This window comes from Streptomyces sp. PH9007 (genome assembly GCF_059813725.1).
The window spans coordinates 3,305,805-3,327,528 of the sequence record NZ_CM187440.1; the positions used below are offsets into that span (position 1 = coordinate 3,305,805).

The window sequence follows — 21,724 nt, forward strand, 5'->3', positions numbered from 1 at the left end:
TCAACAGGAGGAGCCGACCTTGAAGGACGTCATTTTGTCGTTGAAGTGCGAGGCCACCGCCGCTTCGGACTTGCCAGGACCGACGGAGAACATGCAGCCGGTGTACTTGTCGTGCTGGTAGACGGCGACCGTCTTGTCGGTGCGGTTCCAGTAGGAGGTCATCTTGTCGTTGAAGTCGTTGCCGACGTTCGACACGGAGCTCTTGGACTGCAGGAACTTGCCGGTGTAGCTGGAGTGCTCCCACACGCAGAAGTTCCCGGCCGAGCACTGACTGGAATCAGCCGCCGCCGGCACCGCCGCCAGCCCCGCGGTCGCCACCGCGAAGGTCAGCGCCGCCCCGATGCTCGCCAGACGAGAGGCAATCTTCCGGTTTTCCACCTGACATCCCCTATGCCTTGTGTGCCTGTCATTGCACGATGTGTGCGGAAGAATGCTATGAGCGCCACGGTTGCCCGGACCAGAGCACCTACAACCACCCGAACACCGCACCGCTCCTCAACTCGTTCTGAAAACAGCCGAGATGAGAGACGGCCGCACGGGCCGGATCCCCCTGAACGAGTGACCGACACGGCACCGAACTGACGCCCACAGCACCCCCACAGCTTGCTCGCCACCGGCCCCGCAACGACATCGGCGCGTACATCGCTCCACAGCGCGAAGTGGGAGCGAAGATCGACGCGCCGCGGAAGAGGCATGCCGAGGTGGCCGGGCGACGGGAATCCGGCACGAATCTCGCACGGGGCGCCTAACGGATTCGAACACGACGAAGGCCCAGATCGGGGATGGTGTCCTTGACCTGGGCCTTCGTGTAAAGAGCGGGCGACGAGAATCGAACTCGCGCTCTGAGCCCGGGAAGCACTGAACTCTTGGCAGGCCACGGAGGACCGCCGTTGACCGTGAACGACCGCCTTGACGGGCACGCATCGGGCACGGCTCACCGGGCCACAGGGGCCCGCGCAGCCCGCCAAACCTTACGCGGGTGTGTCACTCGAACTGTGCGAAGAACCTCCAGATCTCTCCCTCGGTCCAGGTGGCGACGCCGCTTTCGTCGGGGGAGCCGTCGACCGGACCGGGGATGTGGCCTCCGTCGAACGCGGCCCACTGGACCGGGTACCCGGCACGGCCGGGCCCCATCAGGTGACGGCCCAGCGCTGGTTGCTGCCGTTCCAGCAGGAGTAGAGCTGGAGCGAGGCGCCGTTGCCGGAGCCCGTGGCGTCGAGGCAGAGGCCGGACTGGACGCCGACGATGGAGCCGTCGGAGTTCACGCGCCATTTCTGGTTGTCGCCGCCCCAGCAACTGTAGATCTGGACGCTGGTGCCGTTGCCGGTGCCGCCGGCGTCCAGGCACTTGTTGCCGTAGACCCTGAACTCGCCGTCGGCGGTGCGCGTCCACTGCTGGTTGGTGCCGCCGTGGCAGTCCCACAGCTGGACCTGGGTGCCGTCGGTGGTGCTGGAGTTGGGCACGTCCAGGCACCGCGCCGAACCGACGCCCCTGATCTGCCCACCCGGAGTGGGCGTGGACGAGCCGCCGTTGAGCGCGTTGAGGACGGCGTCGTAGGCGGGCTTCTTGCTGCCGTCGTTGTTGAACAGCAGCGGCGTGTGCTGCGATCGCCAGGAGTCGCTGTCGCGCACACCCCAGACGGTGATGCCGACGCAGCGCGCGACCGCCAGGCAGTCATTGGTCACGTTGGCGTAGGTCGTGGGCGAGGCGCCCTGGATGTCGAGCTCGGTGACGGACACGTCGACGCCGAGCGCGGCGAAACTCTGCAGGGTGGTGCGGAAGTTGCTGTTGTAGGGGTTGCCTTCGTTGAAGTGCGCCTGGAAGCCGACACAGTCGATCGGCACGCCGCGCTGCTTGAAGTCCCGGACCATGGCGTACATGGCCTGCGTTTTGGCCGCGTTCCAGTTCTCGACGTTGTAGTCGTTGTAGCAGAGCTTGGCGGCCGGGTCGGCGGCGCGCGCGGTGCGGAAGGCGACCTCGATCCAGTCGTTGCCGGAGCGCTGTAGGTTGGAGTCGCGCCGGGCTCCCGAACCGCCGTCGGCGAAGGCTTCGTTCACGACGTCCCACTCGACGATCTTGCCGCGGTAGTGGGTCATCACACCGGTGATGTGGTCGGTCATCGCCTGGCGCAGCGCGCCGCCGTTGAGGCTCTGCATCCAGCCGGGCTGCTGGGAGTGCCAGGCCAGGGTGTGGCCGCGGACCTGCTTGCCGTTCTGCACCGCCCAGTTGTAGACGCGGTCACCGGCGGTGAAGTTGAACTGTCCCCGCTGGGGTTGGGTGGCATCGATCTTCATCTCGTTCTCGGCCGTCACCGAGTTGAACTCGCGGTTCGCGATACTCGTGTACACCGAGTCGTTCAACCTGCCCGAGGCGATGGCGACGCCGAAGTAACGATCGCTCTGCGCCGCCGCGGCGCCGAGCGTGCTCTCGGCGGCGTGTGCGCTCGGCGGGTTGACCAGTGCACTGACCACCCCGAGGACGCCGACGACCAGCGCTATCAGGAGACCGTGGAACTTCCGGCGGGCGGTGGGTGGAGATATGGCGTACGAGCCCATGACTGTGCCTCCTGGGTAGACGTCACGGAAGGGCTGAAGTGCGGCGGAGGCGTCGTCCGCCCCCACGCGGCGGGCGGACGAGGCGGGCCGGAACCCAGGGATTACGGGATGACCGGACACCATGGGCGCGCCGAAGGGCAGCGGATTCGGCGGGGACGATGAGCGACGACGACGCCGGGCCGTAGTGGACGACCACGGCCGCGCGTACCGGACGCGGGGCCGTGGCGGGGTTGCGACAGAGGCATGGGGTACTCCATGGCGGCTCAACCGGCGGACCGCCACGCGGAGCGTCGCTTACCTCTCCCATGGTGCGAAGAGCCAGGATGCGCCGGCGTGAAGCTCACCGGATCGGAAACGAGGTGGCGCGGGTGCTGTGGTGCGCGGCTCTGCTGGGCACCACAGATTGCTCGAGGCGGACTGTTCGATGTTCGAACGGCAACGGTCTTCTCAGACAGCGAGATTGGGGGACTGACGGTGGATCGTCAATCTTCCTCGCGGAATGTTCCGCGTCTCGGCCGAAAACTTCCGGAAGCCTGGCGAGTGCGACGGGGTCGGCCGGACCCCCAGCGCCGCCGTCGGTGGGGGCGGTTGGCACGGGCCCCGACGAAAGGATCGAAACAGCAGGTCGGCGAGCTCAAGCGGTCCCTGAGGCGACAGGTCCATGTGCCGGCCGGTCGCGCGAGGTCGGGTGCCGGCCGGGGTCGGACGTGCCCCCTCAAGCGCGAAGGAGAGGCGCTGTTTGTGGACAGATGGGTGACAGGTCTTGACCGAGAGGTCACATGTTCCTACCTTGTGGCGCCAAGGAGTCCGTGAAGTTTCGTAAGTTTTCGATGCTTGACGCTTCCCGTTCCGGAGCTCTCCATGGCCAACACCCACCGGACGCCCAGTGGATCCGCTGGTGTGACGGCCCCCTGGCGGTAACCGTCACAACGGGTCGTCAGCCGGGACGGCTGAAGGCTGGAGGTATCTCTCGGCTCCGTGCACGGCGAAGCGCTCCGGCTGAGCGCCCAGCGCACCACCTCTTCGGCATACGCGGCCGCTTTCGCACCTCTCCCGTCCCTGACCCCCGGGGGCGGCCGTTGCGGTTCATCGGGGTCACCTCACCCCCGACCCCCAGAAAGGGATGCCTCTTATGTGGCTTCGCCGTCCGTCCCCGCTCCGCCTGAGACGCCTGCTCGCCGTCCTTGCGCCCTTGCTGCTCGTGGCCACCTTCCTCGGTGCCCAGCCCGCCAGCGCGGCGACCGTCGATCCCAACGCCTCGTATGTGCTGGTCAACCGCAACAGCGGCAAGGCCCTGGACGTCTACAACCAGGCGACCGGCGATGGCGCCCGCATCACCCAGTGGACCAGGAACGATCAGGCCCAGCAGCAGTGGCAGTTCGTCGACTCCGGCAACGGCTACTACCGCATCAAGTCCCGCCACTCCGGCAAGGTCCTGGACATCCACAACTGGTCCACCGCGAACGGTGGCTCGATCGTCCAGTGGGCCGACCTGAACGCCACCAACCAGCAGTGGCGGCTGGCCGACAGCTCTGACGGCTACGTGAGGTTCATTTCGCGCCACAGCGGCAAGGCCCTCGAAGTACAAGGCGCCTCCACCGCCGACAGCGCGAACATCGTCCAGTACGACGACTGGAACGGCGCCAATCAGCAGTGGCAGCTCGTCAAGGTCGGCGGCGGCAACCCCAGCCCGTGCGCTCTGCCATCGACATACCGCTGGACATCAACGGGCGCGCTGGCGCAGCCCAAGCCGGGGTGGGTCTCGCTCAAGGACTTCACCGTCGCCCCCTACAACGGCCAGCACCTCGTCTACGCGACGACGCACGACACAGGGACGCGCTGGGGTTCGATGAACTTCAGCCTGTTCGGCAACTGGTCGCAGATGGCCTCGGCCAGCCAGAACACGATGTCAGCTTCCACCGTCGCGCCCACGCTGTTCTACTTCGCGCCGAAGAACATCTGGGTGCTCGCCTACCAATGGGGCAGGACCTCCTTCTCCTACCGGACCTCAAGCGACCCCACCAACCCGAACGGCTGGTCAGCCGAGCAGGAGCTCTTCTCCGGAAGCATCTCCGACTCCCAGACCGGTCCCATCGACCAGACGCTCATCGCTGACGACACGAACATGTACCTGTTCTTCGCCGGCGACAACGGCAGGATCTACCGGGCCAGTATGCCGATCGGGAACTTCCCGAGCAGCTTCGGCTCGACCTCGACCGTGATCATGAGCGATACGACGAACAACCTGTTCGAAGGCCCGCAGGTCTACAAGCTTCAGGGTGAGAACCGCTACCTCATGATCGTCGAGGCGATCGGCTCGCAGGGCCGCTACTTCCGTTCGTTCACGGCCACCAGCCTGAACGGCTCGTGGACACCCCAGGCCGCGACCGAGAACAACCCCTTCGCCGGCAAGGCCAACAGCGGCGCCACCTGGACCAACGACATCAGCCACGGCGAACTGCTGCGCACGAGCGCCGATCAGACCATGACCATTGACCCCTGCAATCTGCAACTCCTCTACCAGGGGCGCAGCCCCAACTCCGGCGGCGACTACGGTCTCCTCCCCTACCGCCCAGGCCTGCTGACACTGCAGCGCTGACGGCGTGACACGACTCCGGCTCTGACATGGAGCCGACGTGGCGGGCTCGGCCTTCCGCCGAGCCCGCCGGGTCACGCGACAACGTCAGGACGCATACGGCGACAGAGCGCGGGCCGCACAACGCTCACCAGCCCGAGCGCTCCCACTGCAGCGTCTCGACCTCGACCACCGCGGTGATGCAGAGGAGACCGCGTTGGACGAGCGGGTCGAGAAGACCCCGGACTCCTGAGCCACGTGGTGATGATTCTCCGAGATCCCGCCTCCCGCGGTGATGCGATTTCCTGACCAGCCAGTTCCAGGCCGGTCTTCAGACCAGAGACTTCGGCCGGGTGCGCTTGCCGCTCACGCGCCGCATCGGCTCGGCGACATCCTTGAACGACGCCACGTGCCCCGGGTCGGCGACGACAACCCGTTCAGCGAAAGCCAGTTCCGCCTCCGGAGTGGTGTGGCCAGAAGGAGTCTTCCCGGTGCTCGGGGCGCTGCGCACTCGAAGCTGTTCGGGCATGCCGCTGGATGCACGGGTAGGCGGTGCGGATAAGTGTGGTGCGCATCACGCATTATGTGTGTCGCGAAATGGATACCGGCGGTCTCCGGCGGTCACGCACGAGTTGCAGGCGCGGCTGTCCGGGCGCCTGAGGGCTCCATTTGGCGCGGATCTGGCACGTGACCCCATGCCGGCCTCGCTCAGCAGAAACCCCCAAGCCGTTGACCTGGGGGTTTGAGATGGAGCGGGCGACGAGAATCGAACTCCGCTCTGAGCTTGGGAATCACCGTGCCACCGGGCCAACATGGAGCGCTCACCTGCTGAAACGGCGATCGTTAGCGGCCCGTACCAGTCGTGGTGCACGCCTTGGACGCCCGCAGTGCACCGCCCGGCGGGGCACGCGTCGGGCACGGGCCGACGATCAGGCGTCGGTGGGCCGACCGCGTACCCGGCTTGGTTCCCGCTGGTGAAGGCGTACGGGACCGGTCAGTTTCTGAAGTCCGGTTGCGGCCGACCGCTGTGGCGCAGTTGGAGTCGGCGCCGGGGATGCGAGCGCAGTACGGGGTGGAGGTTCCAGCCTTGTTCCGAGGCGACGCGCAGGACGTAACCGGCGCCCGCGCCTCGGTAGTAGTGCACTCCGAGTTCCAGGTCGCGGTGGACGTACCCGTGGGAGGTTCCCACCAGCCGGGTTCTCTTGTTGATGCGCCGGTCCACTCGTGCCCGGTAGTAAGCTGTGTCGCCCTCCCGCACCAGCGCCACCGGTGTCACGCACCAGCGCGGGATGAACGGCGCCCGGCCCAGCGTGGCGTCCAGCAACCGTGTCGCGCCGTTCTCGGCACGTGGCAGCACGTAGACGATCAGCTGGACCACCATGGCTATGCCGTAGAAGCAGAACGCGAGGCAGAGCCACACCATCCACCACAGTGGCAGGAACACCAGGGTCAGGGGGAGAAGCAGCAGCCAGCGCAGTGCGGCCGGTCGGACGGGGAGTGGCCTCCAAGCCGGCTCATCGTAGTCGTGCACGAACGGTATCCCCCGGGTTCGTCATGGCACTCGACAGCGCACCAGCGAGTCTACGCCGGGCCGCCCCTTCCGAAACGGCGGTGGCCCCGGCTTCAGAACGGTTCCCGCCGGTGTCTGATGTCCTCCCCCTCCCCGACGAGCGCTCGGCGGCGCCGAGCTGATCACCGGCCAACGGGTGACCGGCGACATTACCTTCGAAGCAGCCAGGTTTCCTGTGCGTCGACACGTGGCGTCACCTCGACCGGTTCGCCGCCAAAGGAACCCGGCGCGGTGCATCCTGTGCTGCTCCGCCCTCCGGCCGGACGTGGCGCAAGGTCCGGGACACGGCGGGGCCGCCGCCCAACTTCCGTTTCTACGACCTCCGGCACACCGGCAATACCTTTGTGACCGAGTCCTGCGGTACGCGCGAAAAGGTCATGATGCGCGCTGGCCCGATCGATGGAGAAGACGGGTCTGGACAATAAACAAGCCCCAGGTCACTGACCTGGAGCTTTGTCGTGGAGCGGGCGACGAGAATCGAACTCGCGCTCTGAGCTTGGGAAGCTCATGTTCTACCATTAAACTACGCCCGCCGGGAGCTGGAGCTAGTTTAGCGCATCCTGGGAGTGGCTGGGGACGGGTGTCGGAGGGATCCCTTAAGGTGGCCGCGTTGTCGGCGTCTGGAGGGGTCTCTTTGCAGGTCACCGTTGTCCGTTGTGCCGAGGGGCATGTGTTCGCCGCGCCCCGCTTCCCCCTGCGGCAGCTGCGTCGTGAGCGGATCGGGCCCGCGCGGTTGCTGAGGTGTCCGCGGTGCGGGCGGCTGCGCAGTGCCGTGCCCGTCTCAGACCTGGGTGCGGTGGAAGTTCAGGTATGACCGGGACGGGGTCGGCCCGCGCTGGTTCTGGTAGCGGGAGCCGACCCCGCTCGATCCGTAGGGGTGTTCGGACGGCGAGGTCAGCCGGAACATGCACAGCTGGCCGATCTTCATGCCGGGCCACAGCTTGATCGGGAGCGTCGCCACGTTGGACAGCTCCAGCGTCACATGGCCCGAGAAGCCCGGGTCGATGAAGCCGGCCGTCGAGTGGGTGAGCAGCCCGAGGCGTCCGAGGGAGCTTTTGCCCTCCAGCCGGGAGGCCACATCCTCGGGGAGCGAGACCACCTCGTACGTCGAGGCGAGGACGAACTCCCCGGGGTGCAGGATGAACGGCTCGTCGCCGGCCGGCTCGATCACGCGGGTCAGGTCGGGCTGCTCGACCGAGGGGTCGATGTGGGGGTAGCGGTGGTTCTCGAACACCCGGAAGTAGCGGTCGAGCCGCACGTCGATGCTGGAGGGCTGCACCATCGACGGATCGAAGGGGTCGATCCGTACCCGTCCGGCGTCGATTTCGGTCCGGATGTCCTTGTCTGAGAGAAGCACCCCCGAAGGCTACAGCGTCACAGCGTGCCCAGCTTCACCAGCATCAGCAGGGACAGCAGTTGGATGGCCGACGCCGCCAGGGCGCGCGGCCAGGGGAGTTCGTGGGAGCGGGACACCATCAGGGTGAACAGCGCGCCCGCGAACAGCCAGGTCGCCCAGCCCAGTATCTGCACCACCGGGCTGGCCCCGCCGACGAAGATGGCCACCGCCAGTCGGGGCACATCGGTGAGCGCCATGATGAGCATCGCGAGGCCGGTGGTCGGCGCCCACAGTCCGTTGCCGCCGAACTGCCGCGCCAGGTTGTGGGTCACCGTCGACAGCAGCAGCGAGCCGAGCACCATGGCGACGCCGGTGATCAGCAGGTAGATCACCGCGTTGGAGACCGTGGTGTTGAGTATGTCCTCGCGCGCCTTGTCGAGGCCGAAGACCGCCACCGATCCGTACAGGAAGGTGACGATCAGGGCCGGGCCCCACATGGGGTAGTCCCGCATCCGCCAGAACGTCGGCTCCGGCCGCAGGAGGACCGCCGGCAGCAGTTCCTTCCAGTGCAGCGGGGGCTGAGGGGGCTCGGGTGGCGGTTCGGTCGGATCCGCCGCGCCGTAGCCGTACCCCTGGTGCTGGTTCCCGCCGCCGTCGTCGTAGTACGGATCGGGGACCGGCTGCTGGTACGGGTACGGCTGCTGCGGATCTTGCTCGCGCTTCCTTCGTTGTCCGGGCACAAGTACGAACGTACCCCCTCCCGGCGGTCTTCCGGACCCGGTCCCTGTCAGCTGACGGGGTCTTCCACGCTGCCCTCCGGCTCGGCGGCCGCGACCGGGGTTTTCACCGAGGTCAGCAGGAGCTGTGCGACGTCCACGACCTGCAGGTTCTCCTTCGCGGCGCCGCTCTCCTTCTTCCCGTTGACGGAGTCCGTCAGCATCACGAGACAGAAGGGGCAGGCGGTGGAGACGATGTCCGGGTTGAGGGAGAGGGCCTCGTCCACGCGTTCGTCGTTCACGCGCTTGCCGATGCGCTCCTCCATCCACATCCGGGCGCCGCCCGCGCCACAGCAGAAGCCGCGCTCCTTGTGGCGGTGCATCTCCTCGTTGCGCAGCCCCGGCACCCGGCCGATGATCTCGCGCGGCGGGGTGTACACCTTGTTGTGCCGGCCCAGGTAGCACGGGTCGTGGTACGTGATCAGGCCCTCGACCGGGGTGACCGGCACCAGCCGGCCCTCGTCGATGAGGTGCTGGAGCAGCTGGGTGTGGTGGATGACCTCGTACCGGCCGCCCAGCTGCGGGTACTCGTTCGCCAGCGTATTGAAGCAGTGCGGGCAGGTGGCGACGATGCGCTTGACGGGGATGGAGCCGAACGCCTCGTTGAGGGTCTCGACGTTCTGCTGGCCCAGCTGCTGGTACAGGAACTCGTTGCCGAGCCGCCGCGCCGAGTCGCCGGTGCAGGTCTCCTCGCCGCCCATGATCGCGAATTTCACCCCGGCGGTGTGCAGCAGCTCCGCGAACGCCTTCGTGGTCTTCTTCGCCCGGTCCTCCAGGGCGCCGGCGCAGCCCACCCAGTAGAGGTAGTCGACCTCGGTGAGGTCCTCGACGTCCTGGCCGACGACCGGTACCTCGAAGTCGACCTCCTTGGTCCACTCCAGGCGCTTCTTCTTGGCGAGCCCCCAGGGGTTGCCCTTGCGCTCCAGGTTCTTCAGCATCGTGCCGGCCTCGCTGGGGAACGCCGACTCGATCATCACCTGGTAGCGGCGCATGTCGACGATGTGGTCGACGTGCTCGATGTCCACCGGGCACTGTTCGACGCACGCGCCGCAGGTGGTGCAGGACCACAGCACGTCGGGGTCGATGACGCCCTGCTCCGCCTCGGTGCCGATGAGCGGGCGCTCCGGGGCCTCCTCGCCGGCCAGCAGGTACGGGGCCTTGGCGTGCGCGTGGTCGCGCAGCGACATCACCAGCAGCTTCGGGGAGAGCGGCTTGCCGGTGTTCCAGGCCGGGCACTGCGACTGGCAGCGGCCGCACTCGGTGCAGGTGGAGAAGTCCAGCAGGCCCTTCCAGGAGAAGTGCTCGACCTGCGAGACGCCGAACTGGTCGTCCTCGCCCGGGTCCTCGAAGTCGATGGGCTTGCCGGCCGAGGTCATGGGCTGGAGCGCGCCCAGGGCCGTGCCGCCGTCCGCCTCGCGCTTGAGCCAGATGTTGGGGAAGGCCAGGAAGCGGTGCCAGGCGACGCCCATGGAGGTGTTCAGGGCGACGGTGATGGCCCAGATCATCGAGACGCTGATCTTGATGAGGACGACCAGGTAGACGAGGGTCTGCAGGGTGCCGACGCTGAGCCCGTCGAAGAGGGCGACCAGCGGGTAGGAGACGAAGTACGCCGCGCCGTACCCGTCCACGTGGTGCAGGGCGCCCTCCAGGCCGCGCAGCAGCAGGATGGCGACGCCGATGGTGAGGATGACGTACTCGACGAAGTACGCCTGCCAGGCGGTGGACCCGGTGAAGCGCGATTTGCGGCCCGCCCGCGAGGGCAGGTTCAGCAGCCGGATGGCGATGAGGACGAGGATGCCGACGGTGGTGCCGGCGGCGAAGAACTCCGTCCACATCTCGAAGGGGGTGAAGCCGCCGATCACCGGGAGCAGCCAGTCGGCCTGGAAGAGCTGGCCGTACGCCTGGAGCAGGGTGGGTACGAGGGTGAGGAAGCCGAGGGCGACCAGCCAGTGGGCGACGCCGACGACGCCCCAGCGGTTCATCCGGGTGTGGCCGAGGAACTCCTTGACCAGGGTGAGGGTGCGCGCCCCGGGGTCGCCGGTGCGGGCGCCCTCGGGCACGGGTTGGCCCAGGCGCAGGAAGCGGACGATCTCCACGATCGCCCGGCTGAACAGCGCCACGGCGACAGCGGTGAGCACCAGCGAGACAACGATCGCGGCCAGTTGCATGTCAGCTCCTGTCGGTCTTACTGGGCGGTAACTTAACGGCTTCGTATGAGGGTACCCACTTCACCGGCCATCCTGGAAACATCTTGGAGGACAGTGATGACAAGCCGCCCCGACATTCAGGTGCGGCGGGTGTACGACCCGCCGGACAAACAGGACGGGACCCGGGTGCTGATCGACCGGATCTGGCCGCGCGGCATCTCCAAGGCGGACGCGCACATCGACGAGTGGCCCAAGGAGATCACGCCCTCGACCGACCTGCGGCACTGGTTTCACGGGGAACAGGGGTCGTACGCGGAGTTCCGCCGCCGCTATCTGGCCGAACTGAAGGCCCCCGAACGGGCCGATGAGCTCGAACGGCTGCGCGCCGAGGCCCGGACCCACACCGTCACCCTCGTGACCTCGGTCAGGGAGCCGGAACGCAGCCACGCGGCGGTGCTGGCGGAGCGGCTGCGGGGCCGCTGAGCCGGCCCCGGGGGCCGCTGCCGGGGTCCGGTCGAGGTGCGGGCCCCCGGGGTGCGTGGTGCGATGAGCCCATGATCGTGACCATCGTGGGTGCCGGCAGCATGGCCCGGGGCATCGCCACCCGGGCGCTGGTCGGCGGGCACAGCGTACGGCTCATCGACCACTCCGCCGACAAGGCGCGTGCCCTGGCCGACGAGTTGCGCCAGGCCCACCCCGCCGGCCATGTGCAGCCCTCGGACGCGATCGGCGTCGAGGACGCCGACATCGTCGTGCTGGCCGTGCCGCACCCCGTCGGCCGCGACCTGGTGAACGACTACGGCACCGCGCTCACCGGCTCGGTCGTCGTCGACATCTGCAACCCCGTCGACTTCACCACCTTCGACTCCCTCGTCACCGCGCCAGGGGTCTCCGCCGCCGAGGAGATCGCCGCCGAGGCGGCGCCCGGCGTCCCGGTCGTCAAGGCGTTCAACACCACCTTCGCCACCACCCTGGTGGCCGGTGAGGTGGCCGGACAGCGCCTCGACGTGTTCCTCGCGGGTGACGACGAGGGGGCCAAGGCCACCGTCGCCGAGCTCGTCTCCTCCGGCGGGCTGCGGCCCCTGGATGTCGGGCCGCTGCGCCGGGCGCGGGAACTGGAGGGCTTCCAGTTCCTGCTGATGACGGTCCAGGACCGGCTCGGCTTCGACTGGGCCGGCGCACTCAAGATCATTTCCTAGGGGTGGCGTGAGGCAGATCCGGATCACCACAGCCGACGGGCCGCGCCGCCGCTGGGCGCTGGCCGCAGCCGTGCTGCCGCTCGCCCTCCTGGTGACCTGGGACGGGGTGCCGCGCACCGGGGACGCCGGGGGCGGCGGCGGGCAGCCGGACGGCGGGCCGGCCACCGCGCAGCGGGCCACCGCCCGCCCGGAGGGGATCATGACCCGCCAGGAGTGGGGGGCGGACGAGGAACTGCGCTCCGGGCCGACCACGTACACCGGCGCGGTGAAGGCCGTCTTCGTGCACCACACGGCGCACGACGACGTGTACGACTGCGCCGAGGTGCCCGAGATGCTGCGCGAGATGTACGGGTACCACGTCGGCCGGCGCGGCTGGGACGACCTCGGCTACAACTTCATGGTCGACCGGTGCGGCACGATCTACGAGGGCCGGGCCGGTGGCCTGGAGCGGGACGCGTACGGGGCGCACACCGAGGGCTTCAACAGCGACACGGTGGGTATCGCCGTGCTGGGGACCTTCGACCAGACCCCGCCGCCGCAGGCGGTGCTGGACGCGATCGCGCGGGTCGCCGCCTGGAAGCTGCGGTCCGGGGTGGATCCGCGCGAGCACACGCAACTGGTGTCCACGAATGACGACAGCCGTTTCGGGGAGGGGCAGGCGGTGGACGTCGAGGTGATCTCGGGGCATCGCGACACCTCGTACACCGACTGTCCGGGCGACGCCCTGCAGGAGGCCCTGCCCGTCATCCGCGCTGAGGCCGCCCGGCTGCGGGCGGAGGGGGCCGGGGCCGAGCCCTCGGGGCCCCCTTGAGCGTAAGAATGGGATAAGAGTTGAGTCGGCCACGCTCAGGTCATTTGACGCCGGTGGCAGCCTGCGGCACTCTTGAGTCAGATTCACTCAACAGTGCTGGAGGAAACCGAAATGGCACGAGCGGTCGGCATCGACCTGGGCACGACGAACTCCGTCGTCAGTGTTCTCGAAGGCGGTGAGCCCACCGTCATCACCAACGCCGAGGGCGCCAGGACCACGCCGTCCGTCGTCGCCTTCGCCAAGAACGGTGAGGTGCTCGTCGGCGAGGTCGCCAAGCGCCAGGCCGTCACCAACGTGGACCGGACGATCCGCTCGGTCAAGCGCCACATGGGCACCGACTGGAAGGTGCACCTGGACGGCAAGGACTTCAACCCGCAGCAGATGTCCGCGTTCATCCTGCAGAAGCTGAAGCGGGACGCGGAGGCCTACCTGGGCGAGAAGGTCGCCGACGCGGTGATCACCGTCCCGGCGTACTTCAACGACCACGAGCGGCAGGCCACCAAGGAGGCCGGCGAGATCGCGGGCCTGAACGTGCTGCGGATCGTCAACGAGCCGACCGCCGCCGCCCTCGCCTACGGCCTGGAGAAGGACGACCAGACCATCCTGGTCTTCGACCTCGGCGGCGGTACGTTCGACGTCTCGCTGCTGGAGATCGGCGACGGCGTGGTCGAGGTGAAGGCCACCAACGGTGACAACCACCTCGGTGGTGACGACTGGGACCAGCGCGTCGTGGACCACCTGGTGCGGCAGTTCGCCGCCGCGCACGGCGTGGACCTCAGCAAGGACAAGATGGCCCTGCAGCGGCTGCGCGAGTCCGCCGAGAAGGCCAAGATCGAGCTGTCCTCGTCCACCGAGACCTCGATCAACCTGCCCTACATCACGGCGTCCGCCGAGGGCCCGCTGCACATGGACGAGAAGCTCACCCGGGCGCAGTTCCAGCAGCTGACCGCGGACCTGCTGGAGCGCTGCAAGACCCCGTTCCACAACGTCATCAAGGACGCCGGCATCCAGCTGTCCGAGATCGACCACGTGGTGCTCGTCGGTGGCTCCACCCGGATGCCCGCGGTCGCCGAGCTGGTGCGCGAACTGACCGGTGGCAAGGACGCCAACAAGGGCGTCAACCCGGACGAGGTCGTCGCCATCGGCGCCAGCCTCCAGGCCGGTGTGCTCAAGGGTGAGGTCAAGGACGTCCTGCTGCTGGACGTCACCCCGCTGTCCCTCGGTATCGAGACCAAGGGCGGCATCATGACCAAGCTGATCGAGCGCAACACCACGATCCCGACCAAGCGCTCGGAGATCTTCACCACGGCCGAGGACAACCAGCCGTCCGTGCAGATCCAGGTCTACCAGGGCGAGCGCGAGATCGCCGCGTACAACAAGAAGCTCGGGATGTTCGAGCTGACCGGTCTGCCCCCGGCGCCGCGCGGCGTCCCGCAGATCGAGGTCACCTTCGACATCGACGCCAACGGCATCATGCACGTCTCCGCCAAGGACCTCGGTACCGGCAAGGAGCAGCGGATGACCGTCACCGGTGGCTCCGCGCTGCCGAAGGACGACATCGAGCGGATGATGCGCGACGCCGAGCAGTACGCGGATGAGGACCACCGCCGCCGCGAGGCCGCGGAGACCCGCAACCAGGCCGAGCAGCTCGTCTACACCACGGAGAACTTCCTCAAGGAGAACGCCGAGAAGGTTCCCGCCGAGGTGAAGACCGAGGTCGAGACCGCGGTCGCCGACCTCAAGGAGAAGCTGAAGGGCGAGGACACCGCGGCGATCCGCGAGGCGTCCGAGACCGTCGCCTCCACCAGCCAGAAGCTGGGCCAGGCGATGTACGCCGACGCGCAGGGCGCCCAGGCCGCCGGTCCCGGCGGCGAGGCGGGCGCGGGCGCGGCCGGCGGTGCCCAGGGCGGCGCGGCCTCCGGCGGTGCCGATGACGACGTCGTCGACGCCGAGATCGTGGACGACGACAAGCCGAAGGGCGGTGCGGCGTGACCCAGGACCCGCAGGGCTTCGACAAGGAGCCCGAGGTCCCCGACGGCGATGCCGCGAACGCGGACGCCACCCCCGCCGAGCCGGAGAACCCGGACGGCGGGGGGGCTTCGGCCCCCGGTGACGGGGCGGGAGCCGGTGGTACGGGCGCGGGCCAGGGCGGTCCGGGCGGCCAGGGCGGCGACGCCGGGCAGTCCTCGGTCGAGGTGGCGCTGACCGCGCAGCTCGACCAGACCCGCTCGGCGCTGAACGAACGCACCCAGGACCTTCAGCGGCTCCAGGCGGAGTTCCAGAACTACCGCCGCCGGGTGGAGCGGGACCGGATCGCCGTCAAGGAGATCGCGGTCGCCAATCTGCTCACCGAGCTGCTGCCGGTGCTGGACGACATCGGCCGCGCCCGGGACCACGGCGAGCTGGTCGGTGGCTTCAAGCAGGTGGCCGAGTCGCTGGAGACGGTGGCGGCCAAGATGGGTCTGATGCAGTTCGGCAAGGAGGGCGAGCCCTTCGACCCGATGATCCACGAGGCCCTCATGCACAGCTACTCGCCGGACGTCACCGAGACGACGTGCGTGCAGATCCTCCAGCCCGGGTATCGCATCGGCGAACGGACGATCCGCCCCGCGCGGGTCGGTGTCGCCGAGCCGCAGCCGGGCGCGCAGCCCGCGGCGGCGGGGGCCGACTCCGCGGCCGAGCAGCAGGAGGACAGTGCGTCGACGTCCGAGCCGGAGAACGGAACCGGCGGCGGCAAGAGCGATGCCGCCGCTCCGGACGAGGGCTGAGGCCGGGGGAATGCGGCTGCTGATCGGAATCGGCCTCACCGGGACGACCGGTGAGGCCGGACGGGCCGGGAAGGCCGGAGAGGAGGGATGCCGGGGATGAGCACCAAGGACTTCATCGAGAAGGACTACTACAAGGTCCTCGGCGTCCCGCGCGACGCCACCGAGGCGGAGATCAAGAAGGCGTACCGGAAGCTCGCCCGCGAGAACCATCCGGACGCCAACAAGGGTGACTCCCGCGCCGAGGAGCGGTTCAAGAACGTCTCCGAGGCGTACGACGTGCTCGGTGACGTGAAACGCCGCAAGGAGTACGACGAGGCGCGCGCCCTCTTCGGCGGTGGCGGCTTCCGGCCCGGCCCCGGGGCGGGCGGCCAGCAGTTCAACTTCGACCTGGGTGACCTCTTCGGGGGCACCCAGGGCGGTCCCGGCGCGCCGGGCGGCCCGGGCGGGCCCGGTGGCCCGGCCGGCGGCTTCGGCGGCGGCGGGGGCATCGGCGACGTCTTCGGCGGACTGTTCAACCGGGGCGGCGCGGGCACCCGTACGACCGCGCCGCGCCGTGGGCAGGACGTGGAGTCCGAGGTGACGCTGAGCTTCACCGAGGCGGTCTCGGGTGCCACCGTGCCGCTGCGGATGTCCTCCAGCGCGGCGTGCAAGGCGTGTTCGGGCACCGGCGACAAGAACGGCACGCCGCGGGTGTGCCCGACGTGTGTCGGCACCGGCCAGGTCAGCCGGGGCGGCGGGGGCGGGTTCTCGCTCACCGATCCGTGCGTGGACTGCAAGGGCCGGGGCCTGATCGCCCAGGACCCGTGCTCCGTGTGCCGGGGCAGCGGGCGGGCGACCAGCTCCCGCACCATGCAGGTCCGCATTCCGGCGGGCGTCGGCGACGGGCAGCGTATCCGGCTGCGCGGCAAGGGCGCCCCGGGCGAACGCGGTGGCCCGGCCGGTGATCTGTATGTCGTCGTCCATGTGGACGAACACCCCGTGTTCGGCCGCCGTGGTGACAATCTGACCATTACGGTGCCGGTGAGCTTCCCCGAGGCGGCCCTCGGGGGCGAGATCTCCGTGCCGACGCTGGGCGGCCCGCCGGTCACGCTGAAGCTGCCGCCCGGCACCCCGGGCGGGCGCACCATGCGCGCCCGGGGCAAGGGCGCGGTGCGCAAGGACGGTTCGCTCGGCGATTTGCTGGTCACGATAGAGGTAGTGGTTCCGCGGGATCTGAACGAAGCGGCGCGCAAGGCCCTGGAGGAGTACCGGACGGCCGCCGGGGACGATGACCCTCGGGCAGCGCTGTTCGAGGCCGCGAAGGGAGAGTGACGAATGGACGGCTGGAACGCACCAGGATCCGGGCCCCGCTCACCAGGTGGAGGCCCCGGGCCGGGCCCCGGCCCGCTGACCGACGACACCCCCGTGTACGTCATCTCGGTCGCGGCCCAGCTGTCCGGACTTCACCCGCAGACGCTGCGTCAGTACGACCGGCTCGGTCTGGTCTGCCCCGACCGTACGGCCGGGCGCGGGCGGCGGTACTCCGCCCGTGACATCCAGATGCTGCGCGAGGTGCAGCGGCTGAGCCAGGACGAGGGCATCAACCTCGCGGGGATCAAGCGGATCATCGAGCTGGAGCATCAGGTGGCGGTGCTGCGCGCACAGGCCGCCGAGATGCAGCAGGCGCTGGAGGGCGCGGCGCTGGCCATGCGGCAGCGCGAGGCCCAGGTGCACGCCTCCTACCGGCGGGACCTGGTGCCCTACCAGGACGTCACCCACCAGGGTGCCGTCGTGGTGTGGCGGCCCGACCGGCGCGGCTGAGCGGAACGCGCGTACGAGGGGCCCGGTGCGAACGCACCGGGCCCCTCGCCGTGCGCGGGGCGGCTGTCCGGCTCGGGCGCCCGCCGGGCGTCCGTCACCCGGCGCCGGGCGGCGCGGGACGACGAGGGGCCGGGGGCGCTCCGGTGGTCGGCGGTGGTGGCTCTCCGCTGGTGCCGGGCCGGGAAAACGGGGGGACCGGTGCGTGTCCGGGAACCTAAGGTCGCGTGCATGGCATGGACAGCACCTGGACTGGATTCGGGCGGGGACGGGATATCTCTGCTCGCCCTGCACGGCAGCTTCGGGCGGGGGGCGATCTTCGCGCGTCTCGCCGCCGATCTGGGCCCCGCCTTCCGGGTGCTCGCGCCCGACCAGCGCGGTCACGGGCACTGTCCGCCGCGCCCCGGTGGTTTCGGCGTCGAGCGGTTCACCGACGACGCCGAGCGGTTGTTGACGGATCTGGTCCAGGAGCGGGGCGGCCGGCCGGTCGCGGTGCTCGGCCACTCGCTGGGCGGGATCGTCGCGTACCACCTCGCCGCGCGCCGGCCCGACCTGGTGTCCGCGCTGATCATCGAGGATGTCGGCCCGGTGATGCGGCGCCCGGAGATCGAGCGTCCCGTGCTGGACGTGCGCGGCTGGCCGGCCACCGCGCCCACCCGGGAGGCGCTCGCCGCCGCGATCGAGGCGGCCGGCGTACCGGATGCCACGTACTTCATGGCCAGCGCCGTCCCGGACGAGGAACGCGGCGGCTGGCGGCTGCTGTTCGACTGGGACACGATGACGGAGGTGCAGGCGGGCGGAGTCGGGGACTGGTGGCCGCGATGGCTCGGCTCCCGCTGCCCCGCGCTGGTGCTGCGCGGCGGACACAGCACGCTGCTGCCCGGCCCGCTGGCCCGGGAGATGACCGCCCGCCGCTCGGGGGCCCGGCTGCTGGAGTTTCCCGCCGCCGGGCACTGGATCCACGACGACGACCCGGTGGGCGTGGCGGAGGCCGTCCGCGGCTTCCTCACCCCCTGAGTGGGGCGCGGTCAGTCGAAGACCATGTCGCACCAGTCCCGTTGCCACTCCTCCAGCCACTCACGGGCGGGTCCGCAGTGACCGCCGCCGTCCCGGTTTCCGTGGTGATCGCCGCGGCCGGGGCCCGGTGCGTGTTCCTCCGTACCGGCGTCCTCCTCCGCGCCCTCCGCGCCGGCGGGCGCCGGGTCCGGTTCCGGCTCGGGTTCGGGTTCCGGCTCGGGCGCCGGGGGCGGTGCCGGGGTCGGCGAGGCGGGCGTGAGCCCCTCCTCGGGAGGTTCGGCGGCGACCGCCTCCGGCGTCCACGGCGCCACCTTCAGCGGGGTGTCCGGGCCGGGCGCCGTCCGTTCCACCTGCGGGGAGGGCCCCGGATCCGGCCCCGCCTCGACGGCGGCACCACACCCGGCAACGGCTGACACCACGGCCACCACGACGGCGGCTCCCAGCGAACGCGAACGCATCCGCCGAGTATGGACCTCTCAACACCCCTGGTGCCACCGGCTGTTCACCGGCAGGGACCGTACGCGGCGGACGCCCGGTCAGACCGGCAGGGGCAGCCGTTTGGGCGCCAGCGTCGGGACCGCCGGCAGCACCAGGAACACCAGGAAGCCGGCCAGCAGCCAGCCCCCCAGCACATCCGTCGCCCAGTGCACCCCGAGGTACACCCGGCTCACTCCGACCGCCACCGTCCAGCACAGCAGTAGCACCACGGCCGCCGTCCGTGCCGCGCTGCGCCGCACGGTGAGCAACAGCACCGTGCACAGGGTGAATCCGGCCAGCGCCGAGGTCGTGGTGTGCCCCGAGGGAAAGGACGGCGCGGCGGCGTGCACCACCCAGTCCACCGACGGCGGACGGGGCCGGTTGATGACCTGCACCAGCCCGTACCGCAGCAACTGCCCCACCACCAGCGCCCCGACCCCGGCCAGCGCCCCGACGGCGATGCCGCCGGAGCGCCGCGCCGCCAGCGCGCCGGCCAGGGCCATCAGCAGGATCGGCACCACCCCGGTACCCGAATCGGTGATCGCTCTCATCACCTGGGTGAGCCCGGAGGAGCGGTGCTCCACAAACCAGTTAGTCAGCGCGGTGTCGATCCCGAACGGCTCGCGGCCGTGCACCAGCACGGCCACGGTCAGCAGCACGAACAACACACCTGAGACGGCGGCGGTCAGCAAAGAGCGGGCCATTGGGGCAGGTTAGGCCCCCTTCCGGCCCCTGCCGCGCGTCACCGCGCGGACCAGCGCACGCTGACATCGCTCGCTTTGACGAAGCCGATCCGGTGCCCGACCTGTATCTGGTAGTACGTTTCGCCGCGCACCACCTGATGGTCGGCCGGGTCGAACGTCACCGCCCGGTAGTACTCGCTGGTCGTCCGCAGCCCCACCGCGTACACCTGGTCCGCCGGCACTTCGTAACTCAGCGGGCTCACCGGCTGGTACGGCACGTCCGGCGGGTACGCGGACTCCTGCGGGTAGGCCCGCCCGTACACCGGGATGGTCTCCGCGCCCCGCTTGCCGGTGACGACCCAGCCCTGCGCGTCGAAGGCGGTCGGTGCTCCGGGCGGATTGTGGAACCACGCCTTCTGGCCCAGGTACCAGATCGCCGTCCACTCCCCGCGCCGCTCCGCGACCGCGAACCGCTGCCCCGCGGTGGCCCGCGCGCCGACGTCGTTGACCCCGGTGGAGGACGTGCCGTCCCCGCCGGGATGGGTGCCGATGTCCCGGACCAGCGGGGCGCCGGCGTCCGGCACGGTGTGCAGCCGCACCGCCGAGGAGCCGTGCGGCGCACAGGCGGTGCCCTCGCAGTCGGTGTACACGGGAGAGTGACGGTCGTAGTCCGGGGCGATGGTCACCAGCCCGCCGCGCGGCCCGGCCGTGGGGTGCAGCGGGGCGCCCAGCAGGTCGAAGTAGTGCGACCAGTCCCAGTAGGGGCCGGGATCGGTGTGCATGCCGGGCACGTTGGCGGTGACGGTGCCCTGGACGTTGTCGTGCCCCAGGATGTGCTGCCGGTCCAGCGGAATGTCGTAGGCGCGGGCCAGATGGCGCACCAGCCGGGCCGAGGTGCGGTACATCGCCTCCGTGTACCAGGCGTCCGGGTCGGTCAGGAAGCCCTCGTGCTCCAGGCCGATCGACTTGGCGTTGACGTACCAGTTCCCGGCGTGCCAGCCGACGTCCCTGGTCGGCACGTGCTGGGCGATGTGGCCGTCGGCCGAGCGCAGGCTGTAGTGCCAGGAGACATAGGCCGGGTCGGCGACCAGCGAGAGAGTGCGCTCCCAGGTGGCCTCGGTGTCATGGATGACGATGTAGTCGATCGACTGGGAGTGCGGCCGGTCGGCCTTGTCGTGGTTGCCGTAGCCACCCTCGTCGTCCAGTTCCTCGTACGGCGCGGGCAGCCAGGCGCAGGAGACGGTGCGCGGGCACTCCACCCGGGGGTCGCGCGGCGGATCGGGCAGCCCCAGCGCCGTGCTCTGCGCCCTGTCCGGGGTGACGGGGGTGGCGGGCAGGACCACCCGCTGCCCCTCGGGGGTGGTGCGGGCGGCGCCCTCGCGCAGGACCGTGTAGACCTCGTCGGCGAAGACCTCGGCGGCCTCCCGGGTGTCGGCGCCCGACCAGGCGGCGACCGCCCCGTACCAGTCGGCGGGGTCGGGGCTCGGCGGCAGCCCCAGGGCGCGCTGATGCTCCGCCAGCAGGGCGGCGCCGCCCGCGACGTTGGCCGCGTCCCGCGCGCGCAGCTCGCCCGGGTCGAGGCCGGTGAGCGTGGCGGCCCGCGCCAGGGTCTGCGGGGTGCGGGCGTCGTCCCCGCGCGGGTCCGGCTCTCCGGCGAGCGCGGTGGCGGCGTCCGTCAGATGCATCGGTCCGTACCCGCCGGTGACGCTGGGGGCGCCGCCGTGGCTCTCCCAGCGGGAGGAGAGATAGGAGACCGCGAGGAGCACGGGCTCGGGGACCCCCGACTCCCGCGCGGCGGCGCCGAACGCCGCCTGCAGGGCCCGGTCGTCGTCGGCCGCGACGGCCCCCGGGGAGCTGGGCCCGGCGAGCAGCAGCGGCAGCGCGAGGGCCAGGGCGGCGCAGGCGGTGCTGAGGCGGGAGAACCCCGGGGGGTGTCGTCGCATGGCGGGCTCCTTCGCTGCGCGTCGGGTACAGGGGTAGTGGTTGTTCATGTCCGCGTCAATGCGTGGGTGC

At 70.0% G+C, this 21,724-nt stretch carries 20 protein-coding genes, 1 tRNA gene and 1 pseudogene; 10 read left to right on the plus strand and 12 right to left on the minus strand.

Annotated elements, in window-relative coordinates; all coding sequences use genetic code 11:
• From ACTFAP_RS15070 to ACTFAP_RS15080, 3 genes and pseudogenes are all read right to left on the minus strand, one after another.
• Complete coding sequence (locus tag ACTFAP_RS15070; RefSeq protein WP_030732988.1) at positions 1 to 378, minus strand: peptidase inhibitor family I36 protein; 378 nt, start codon at positions 376 to 378, stop codon at positions 1 to 3.
• 606 nt (positions 379 to 984) lie between these two features.
• Positions 985 to 1,122, minus strand: a pseudogene (locus ACTFAP_RS15075) (RICIN domain-containing protein); the annotation flags it as partial.
• A gap of 11 nt (positions 1,123 to 1,133) precedes the next feature.
• Positions 1,134 to 2,555, minus strand: coding sequence for an endo-1,4-beta-xylanase (locus ACTFAP_RS15080; RefSeq protein WP_500466579.1), 1,422 nt, complete (start codon positions 2,553 to 2,555; stop codon positions 1,134 to 1,136).
• A 1,132-nt stretch (positions 2,556 to 3,687) separates the two neighbouring features.
• Between ACTFAP_RS15080 and ACTFAP_RS15085 the strand changes: the two genes are divergently transcribed.
• Positions 3,688 to 5,154 (plus strand): non-reducing end alpha-L-arabinofuranosidase family hydrolase, encoded by a 1,467-nt coding sequence (locus tag ACTFAP_RS15085; RefSeq protein ID WP_500466580.1) that lies wholly within the window; start codon positions 3,688 to 3,690, stop codon positions 5,152 to 5,154.
• Between the two features lie 307 nt (positions 5,155 to 5,461).
• Here the strand turns inward: ACTFAP_RS15085 and ACTFAP_RS15090 are convergent, their stop codons facing one another.
• The 3 genes from ACTFAP_RS15090 to ACTFAP_RS15100 form a co-directional block, all read right to left on the minus strand.
• Positions 5,462 to 5,659: a hypothetical protein gene (locus ACTFAP_RS15090; RefSeq protein WP_495681120.1), complete on the minus strand. Its 198-nt coding sequence runs from the start codon at positions 5,657 to 5,659 to the stop codon at positions 5,462 to 5,464.
• A gap of 465 nt (positions 5,660 to 6,124) precedes the next feature.
• Entirely contained in the window at positions 6,125 to 6,661 is a 537-nt protein-coding gene (locus ACTFAP_RS15095; protein WP_495681121.1) for a hypothetical protein, read from the minus strand.
• Positions 6,662 to 7,159: 498 nt separating this feature from the next.
• A tRNA-Gly gene (locus tag ACTFAP_RS15100) sits at positions 7,160 to 7,233 on the minus strand.
• Positions 7,234 to 7,310: 77 nt separating this feature from the next.
• On the opposite strand from ACTFAP_RS15100, the gene ACTFAP_RS15105 reads away from it, so the two are divergent.
• Complete coding sequence (locus ACTFAP_RS15105) at positions 7,311 to 7,514, plus strand: hypothetical protein (protein ID WP_432052361.1); 204 nt, start codon at positions 7,311 to 7,313, stop codon at positions 7,512 to 7,514.
• On the opposite strand, the gene dcd is transcribed toward ACTFAP_RS15105, so the two are convergent.
• From dcd to ACTFAP_RS15120, 3 genes are read right to left on the minus strand one after another with little or no spacing between them, the layout of a single operon-like run.
• Complete coding sequence (gene dcd / locus ACTFAP_RS15110) at positions 7,482 to 8,057, minus strand: dCTP deaminase (RefSeq protein ID WP_030733001.1); 576 nt, start codon at positions 8,055 to 8,057, stop codon at positions 7,482 to 7,484. The two genes, ACTFAP_RS15105 and dcd, sit on opposite strands and share 33 nt — an antisense overlap.
• Positions 8,058 to 8,074: 17 nt before the next feature.
• Positions 8,075 to 8,776, minus strand: coding sequence for a Yip1 family protein (locus tag ACTFAP_RS15115; protein WP_390115926.1), 702 nt, complete (start codon positions 8,774 to 8,776; stop codon positions 8,075 to 8,077).
• Between the two features lie 47 nt (positions 8,777 to 8,823).
• Entirely contained in the window at positions 8,824 to 10,980 is a 2,157-nt protein-coding gene (locus ACTFAP_RS15120) for a heterodisulfide reductase-related iron-sulfur binding cluster (RefSeq protein WP_495681122.1), read from the minus strand.
• 96 nt (positions 10,981 to 11,076) lie between these two features.
• On the opposite strand from ACTFAP_RS15120, the gene ACTFAP_RS15125 reads away from it, so the two are divergent.
• From ACTFAP_RS15125 to ACTFAP_RS15160, 8 genes are all read left to right on the plus strand, one after another.
• Positions 11,077 to 11,442 carry a DUF488 family protein, N3 subclade gene (locus ACTFAP_RS15125; RefSeq protein ID WP_495681123.1) on the plus strand — a complete coding sequence of 122 codons (366 nt, stop codon included), beginning with the start codon at positions 11,077 to 11,079 and terminating at the stop codon, positions 11,440 to 11,442.
• 71 nt (positions 11,443 to 11,513) lie between these two features.
• A complete protein-coding gene (locus ACTFAP_RS15130; protein ID WP_495681124.1) occupies positions 11,514 to 12,158 on the plus strand; it encodes an NAD(P)-binding domain-containing protein in 645 nt (214 codons plus the stop codon).
• Between the two features lie 7 nt (positions 12,159 to 12,165).
• Positions 12,166 to 12,969 carry an N-acetylmuramoyl-L-alanine amidase gene (locus tag ACTFAP_RS15135; RefSeq protein ID WP_495681125.1) on the plus strand — a complete coding sequence of 268 codons (804 nt, stop codon included), beginning with the start codon at positions 12,166 to 12,168 and terminating at the stop codon, positions 12,967 to 12,969.
• A 111-nt stretch (positions 12,970 to 13,080) separates the two neighbouring features.
• Positions 13,081 to 14,961, plus strand: a complete 1,881-nt coding sequence (gene dnaK, locus ACTFAP_RS15140) for a molecular chaperone DnaK (RefSeq protein ID WP_390115937.1) — start codon at positions 13,081 to 13,083, stop codon at positions 14,959 to 14,961.
• Positions 14,958 to 15,737, plus strand: coding sequence for a nucleotide exchange factor GrpE (grpE, locus tag ACTFAP_RS15145; protein WP_500466581.1), 780 nt, complete (start codon positions 14,958 to 14,960; stop codon positions 15,735 to 15,737). Before dnaK ends, grpE begins: the two co-directional genes overlap by 4 nt.
• 96 nt (positions 15,738 to 15,833) lie before the next feature.
• The gene (gene dnaJ, locus ACTFAP_RS15150; protein WP_390115940.1) at positions 15,834 to 17,048 is read left to right on the plus strand and encodes a molecular chaperone DnaJ; all 1,215 of its coding nucleotides are present in this window, start codon (positions 15,834 to 15,836) and stop codon (positions 17,046 to 17,048) included.
• A 3-nt stretch (positions 17,049 to 17,051) separates the two neighbouring features.
• Positions 17,052 to 17,537: a heat shock protein transcriptional repressor HspR gene (locus ACTFAP_RS15155; protein ID WP_386536767.1), complete on the plus strand. Its 486-nt coding sequence runs from the start codon at positions 17,052 to 17,054 to the stop codon at positions 17,535 to 17,537.
• A 228-nt stretch (positions 17,538 to 17,765) separates the two neighbouring features.
• Positions 17,766 to 18,551, plus strand: coding sequence for an alpha/beta fold hydrolase (locus ACTFAP_RS15160; RefSeq protein ID WP_500466582.1), 786 nt, complete (start codon positions 17,766 to 17,768; stop codon positions 18,549 to 18,551).
• A gap of 11 nt (positions 18,552 to 18,562) precedes the next feature.
• Here ACTFAP_RS15160 and ACTFAP_RS15165 read toward each other — a convergent pair whose 3' ends face one another.
• The 3 genes from ACTFAP_RS15165 to ACTFAP_RS15175 all read right to left on the minus strand — a co-directional run bounded on the left by ACTFAP_RS15165 (position 18,563) and on the right by ACTFAP_RS15175 (position 21,654).
• On the minus strand, positions 18,563 to 19,009 hold the full coding sequence (locus ACTFAP_RS15165) for a hypothetical protein (protein ID WP_500466583.1): 447 nt from the start codon (positions 19,007 to 19,009) through the stop codon (positions 18,563 to 18,565).
• A gap of 78 nt (positions 19,010 to 19,087) precedes the next feature.
• Positions 19,088 to 19,732, minus strand: a complete 645-nt coding sequence (locus ACTFAP_RS15170; RefSeq protein ID WP_500466584.1) for a phosphatase PAP2 family protein — start codon at positions 19,730 to 19,732, stop codon at positions 19,088 to 19,090.
• 38 nt (positions 19,733 to 19,770) lie between these two features.
• A complete protein-coding gene (locus ACTFAP_RS15175) occupies positions 19,771 to 21,654 on the minus strand; it encodes an N-acetylmuramoyl-L-alanine amidase (RefSeq protein ID WP_500466585.1) in 1,884 nt (627 codons plus the stop codon).
• Positions 21,655 to 21,724: the final 70 nt, after the last annotated feature.